Origin of the sequence: Streptomyces sp. SID1328, assembly GCF_009865595.1 — a bacterium.
GTDB classification, from domain to species: domain Bacteria; phylum Actinomycetota; class Actinomycetes; order Streptomycetales; family Streptomycetaceae; genus Streptomyces; species Streptomyces griseoluteus.
This window is the reverse complement of sequence record NZ_WWKH01000145.1, coordinates 1-4,290: the sequence shown is the minus strand read 5'-3', so window position 1 is coordinate 4,290 and position 4,290 is coordinate 1. Positions and strand designations below refer to the sequence as shown.

Genomic DNA, 4,290 nt, shown 5'->3' with positions numbered 1-4,290 from the left:
ACGGGGACGGCGAGGGCGCGCAGGCCCGCGTCGTCGTCGCGCAGGGCCAGCTCGTCCAGCGCCCAGGCCCAGTTGGCGCCCTGGGCGGCGTAGCGGCGCAGCAGGGCGAGCGCGTCGAGCCTGCCGTAGGAGGCGAGGTGGCCGAGGACGGCGAGGGCCAGCCCGGTGCGGGACTCGTCGGTGTCGAGGACGTCCTCGGGGTCGAGGAGGTGGGCCTCGATGGCGTCCAGGCCGCCGTTCAGGTCGAGGTAGAGGCGGGCGTAGTAGAGGGAGCGGTTCTCCACCTGCCAGTCGTGGCGGGGGTCGTGGAGGACACAGTGGTCGAGGGCCTGGAGCGCCTCGGCGCGGGGGGCGGTGAGCGCGTGCAGGGTGCCGTCGCCCCGGCCCCGCTGGAGCAGGCCGAGCAGGGTACCGCTGGGCGCTATGACCGGATCGAACATGGGAAACAGCCTCACATCAAGCGTCGACGCAACCGGGGACCACTCATCACCTGGCCGCGTGACACAACGTCGGAGCGCCCGCCGTCTCGTGCTTGCTGCTGCCCATTTCTCTCTGCCTCTCGTCGGGGCCCCTTGCGGGCCGCTTCACGGCCCGCGTGGTGCGGCATCTCCCGCCCGGCCATCACGTCCGTGAATCACGTCGTCATGATGACCCGCGGTTTGTGCCGCCGCGACCGTATTTACGGCGGTCCCCCTCCGCCTCCCCCCGTTGATCTCCGTCCCCCCAAGGGGCCGGTTGCCCAAGTGTCAGTGCGCGCCGAACAGTTCCAGCAGTTCGATCTTGCCGAACATGCGGGCGGTGTCGATCGCCGAGGGCGTGCCCGCGGCCGGGTCGGCGCCGCCGTCGAGCAGCGCCTGGATGACCGCCGTCTCACCCTTGAACACGGCTCCGGCGAGCGGGGTCTGACCCCGGTCGTTGACCCGGTCGGCGTCGGCGCCGCGCTGGAGCAGCGCCCGGACCGCGTCGGCGTGCCCGTGGTACGCGGCGAGCATCACCAGGCAGTCCCCGCGGTCGTTGGTGAGACCGACCGGGACGCCCGCGTCGACGTAGGCGACCAGTTCCTCGGTCCGGCCCTGCCGGGCCAGGTCGAAGATCTTGGTCGCCAGCTCCACGACCTGCGGGTCGGGGGCTTCGCTCATCGGCCGGACCGCCTCTCATGACTTCCGTTCGGGTGAATCGCCAGCGTACTGGCTCGGGCACCGGCGTGGGGGCTCTGCCCGGCCGGGTGACGGCCGGCTCCACCACCCGTGGGAAAAAAGCCGAATTTCACCCAGTTGCACCTTTTATCGTATGGATACATCCTGTGATCCTGGAAGTACTCATGGTGACTGTCCCCCCTTCGACACCAGGAGGTCCCAAATGATCCTCTCCATGTCCGGCGTGGTCCTGCTCGGCATCATCGTCTTCCTGTTCTTCCGCAAGGACGGGCTCAAGGGCTCACACGCCGTCGTCTCGGCGCTGTTCGGCTTCTACCTGGCGAGCACGGCCATCGCGCCCAGCATCAAGGCGGGCGGCGAGAGCCTGGCGAGCCTCCTCGGCGGCATCAAGTTCTGACCGCGCCCCTCCCCCGAGGCCACGCGGACCGGCGGGTCCCGTCCGAGGGGGAGTCTCCCCACGCCCGTACCCACCTCCAGGAGACAGCAGTGGCCCGGCGCCCACTCCCCCGCATTCTGAGCAAGGACAGTGCGCAGCTCGCCCGCACCCAGCTCGCCCGGAGCCGGGAGCTCGCCCGGACGGCTGCCGACAGCGCCACGGACGTCCTCCACCCGCTGATCACCATCTCGCGCGGCCTGCGCCGGCTGGCCCTGGCCGGCCGGGCCAGGGTGGCGGCCACCCCCAAAGACAAGCGGGGCCCTCTGCTGTTCCTGGCGGCCGCCGTGGTCATGGCCGTCGCGCTCATGCCGTACGGCCCGCTGCTGGCCGCCGTGTCCCTGATGGTCGCGGCGGCCTGGTACGGACGCGACCACGCCCCGGCCGCGCCCGAGGGCCCCGACCCCGCGCGGGCCGAACGGCTCCAGTCGCTCTACGAGGCACTGGTGCCGTGCTTCTCCACCGCCGGCGACCCGGCCCCGCTGTACGCGCACGGCGGTGCGTGGGACGCGGCGTTCACGGAGCACGAGTTCGACGAGGGCGGCCGGCTGGAGCGCCTCGTCATCCGTTACCCGGCGTACTTCCCGGACGGCGACCCGGAGTCCCGCGCGCGGGTCGAGCGGCTGCTGACCGCCAAGGCGGGCCGCGGCCGGGAGTACCGCTTCACCTGGGAGGAGGAGGGCAACCGGCTCACGCTGAGCGTCCTGGCCGCCCTGCCCACCGGCATCACCGCCCAGCACTTCGTCACCGCGCCCGGTGAGACGGTGCTCGGCTTCACCCACCCCGACGAGGTCCAGCGCACCCTCCCGCTCTCCTACGGCGAGGAGCGGTGCGACGTGCCTCCCGTGGTCTGGCGCACCGGGAGCCGCTCGCCGGAGCCGCATCTGCTGATCATGGGCCAGCCCGGCAGCGGCACGTCCACGCTGGTGCGCTCCATCGCCCTCCAGGCGCTGCGGCACGGCGACGTGATGATCGTGGACGGTGGCGGCACCGGCGAGTACTCCTGCCTGATCGGCCGGGAGGGCGTGCTGGCCGTGGAGTGCGCGCCGGCCGGGGCGGTAACCGGTCTCCAGTGGGCCGCGAGGGAGACCGAGCGGCGGCTCCTCGCGGTCAACCAGGCCCGGCAGGCGGGCGCTCCGCCGCCGGCGGACACCACGCGTCCCCTGTGGGTCCTCCTGGACCGCCCGACCGTCTTCACCCACCTCGCGGAGGCGGAGCACCGCACCGACCCCCAGGCCCTGCTCCAAGTCCCCCTGCGGCACGGGCGGGCGGCCGGGGTGACGGTGGTGGTGGCCGAGCAGTTCGACAGCGCCGACACCCTGAGCGAGGCGATCGGCCAGCACACCCGCGCCCGGGTGGTCCTCGGCCCGGCCTCCCCGCAGCAGGTGGCCGCCTTCCTGGGCGCCCCGCCGCCCACCACCCCGCCGGACCGGACTCCGCCCGGCCGCGGCTACGCCCGCCTCGGCTCCGGCCCGGTCCACCGCCTCCAGGTCCCGGCCACCCCGGACCCCTACGACGAGGCGACCCCGGAACCGGAGCGCCAGGCGGTACTGTCCCTGCTGCCCGGGCGCTCCACACCGGCGGAGTCGGAGCCGACCCGCTCGACGGAGGTCGTCTCCCCGGCCGAACCGGCGGATGCCGTCCCGGCGGACCGAGCCTGACCTCCGTACACACGAACGTGCCCGCTCCGACCTCTCGGAGCGGGCACGTTGCCGGGTAGGGCCCCGCAGGGTCACGCCACGAACGCCCCCGACGCCTCCCCGCCCCCGGTGGCCCCCGACTCCACCAGCCGCGCGGCCGAGGCCAGGCGGGCCGCCGCCTCGTCGGCCACGGCACCGCCCACCGTGAACGGCAGCCGCAGGTACCCCTCGAAGGCGCCGTCGACGCCGAAGCGGGGCCCGGAGGGGACACGGACACCGACCCGCTCGCCCAACTCGGCGAGGCGGGAGCCGGAGAGGCCGCCGGCGCGGACCCAGAGGGTGAGACCGCCGGCCGGCACCTCGTACTCCCAGTCGGGCAGCTCGCGCCGGAGGGCGGCGAGCAGGTCGTCGCGGTTGTCGCGGGCCTGGGAGCGGCGGAGCGCCACGGCCTGCTCCCAGCCGCCGCTGGTGAACAGCCAGTGCACGGCGAGCTGTTCGAGGACCGGGGTGCCGAGGTCGGCGTAGGCGCGCGCGGCGACCAGGCTGCGGATGACGTCCGGGGCGGCCCGCACCCAGCCGATGCGCATTCCGGCCCAGAACGCCTTGCTGGCCGAGCCGACGGTGATGACGGTCGAACCGGCCGGGTCGAAGCCGCACATCCGGCGGGGCATGTTCCGGCCCAGCTCCTCCTCGAACCACAGCTCGCTCATCGTCTCGTCGGCGACCAGCACGGTCCCGGCCGCGCGGGCCGCGTCCACGAGCCGGCGCCGCTGGTCCTCGTCGGCCAGCGCACCGGTCGGGTTGTGGAAGTCGGCGACGACATAGGCCAGCCGGGGCGCGGCCTCGCGGAGCACCTGGCGCCAGCCGTCGAGGTCCCAGCCGCCGAGCCCCTCGGCCATGGCGACCGGGACGAGCCGGGCGCCCGCCTCCCGCATGAGCTGGAGGATGTTGGCGTAGGACGGCGACTCGACGGCGATCCGCTCGCCCCGGCCCGCGAAGAGGTGGCAGATGGCGTCGATGGCGCCCATCGCGCCGGTGGTCACCATGATCTGCTCGGGCA

4 protein-coding genes and 1 pseudogene are annotated in these 4,290 nt (G+C 73.9%); 2 read left to right on the top strand and 3 right to left on the bottom strand.

Annotation, left to right across the window (positions count from 1 at the left end):
* Both GT030_RS04580 and GT030_RS04575 read right to left on the bottom strand, forming a co-directional pair.
* Window positions 1-440, bottom strand: a pseudogene (locus GT030_RS04580) (HEAT repeat domain-containing protein); the annotation flags it as partial.
* Window positions 441-746: 306 nt separating this feature from the next.
* Window positions 747-1,139, bottom strand: coding sequence for an ankyrin repeat domain-containing protein (locus tag GT030_RS04575; protein WP_135792815.1), 393 nt, complete (start codon window positions 1,137-1,139; stop codon window positions 747-749).
* A 220-nt stretch (window positions 1,140-1,359) separates the two neighbouring features.
* Between GT030_RS04575 and GT030_RS04570 the strand changes: the two genes are divergently transcribed.
* Entirely contained in the window at window positions 1,360-1,554 is a 195-nt protein-coding gene (locus tag GT030_RS04570; protein WP_030810431.1) for a hypothetical protein, read from the top strand.
* An 89-nt stretch (window positions 1,555-1,643) separates the two neighbouring features.
* Window positions 1,644-3,251, top strand: coding sequence for an ATP-binding protein (locus GT030_RS04565; protein ID WP_161199959.1), 1,608 nt, complete (start codon window positions 1,644-1,646; stop codon window positions 3,249-3,251).
* 71 nt (window positions 3,252-3,322) lie between these two features.
* Here GT030_RS04565 and GT030_RS04560 read toward each other — a convergent pair.
* Window positions 3,323-4,290 (bottom strand): PLP-dependent aminotransferase family protein (locus GT030_RS04560; protein ID WP_161199958.1); only part of this gene is annotated, 968 nt, incomplete at its 5' end.

Bases quoted from the DNA above. Each gene is read 5' to 3' on its own strand.
- GT030_RS04575 (WP_135792815.1), bottom strand. From the start codon at position 1,139: ATGAGCGAAGCCCCCGACCCGCAGGTCGTGGAGCTGGCGACCAAGATC.
- GT030_RS04570 (WP_030810431.1), top strand. From the start codon at position 1,360: ATGATCCTCTCCATGTCCGGCGTGGTCCTGCTCGGCATCATCGTCTTC.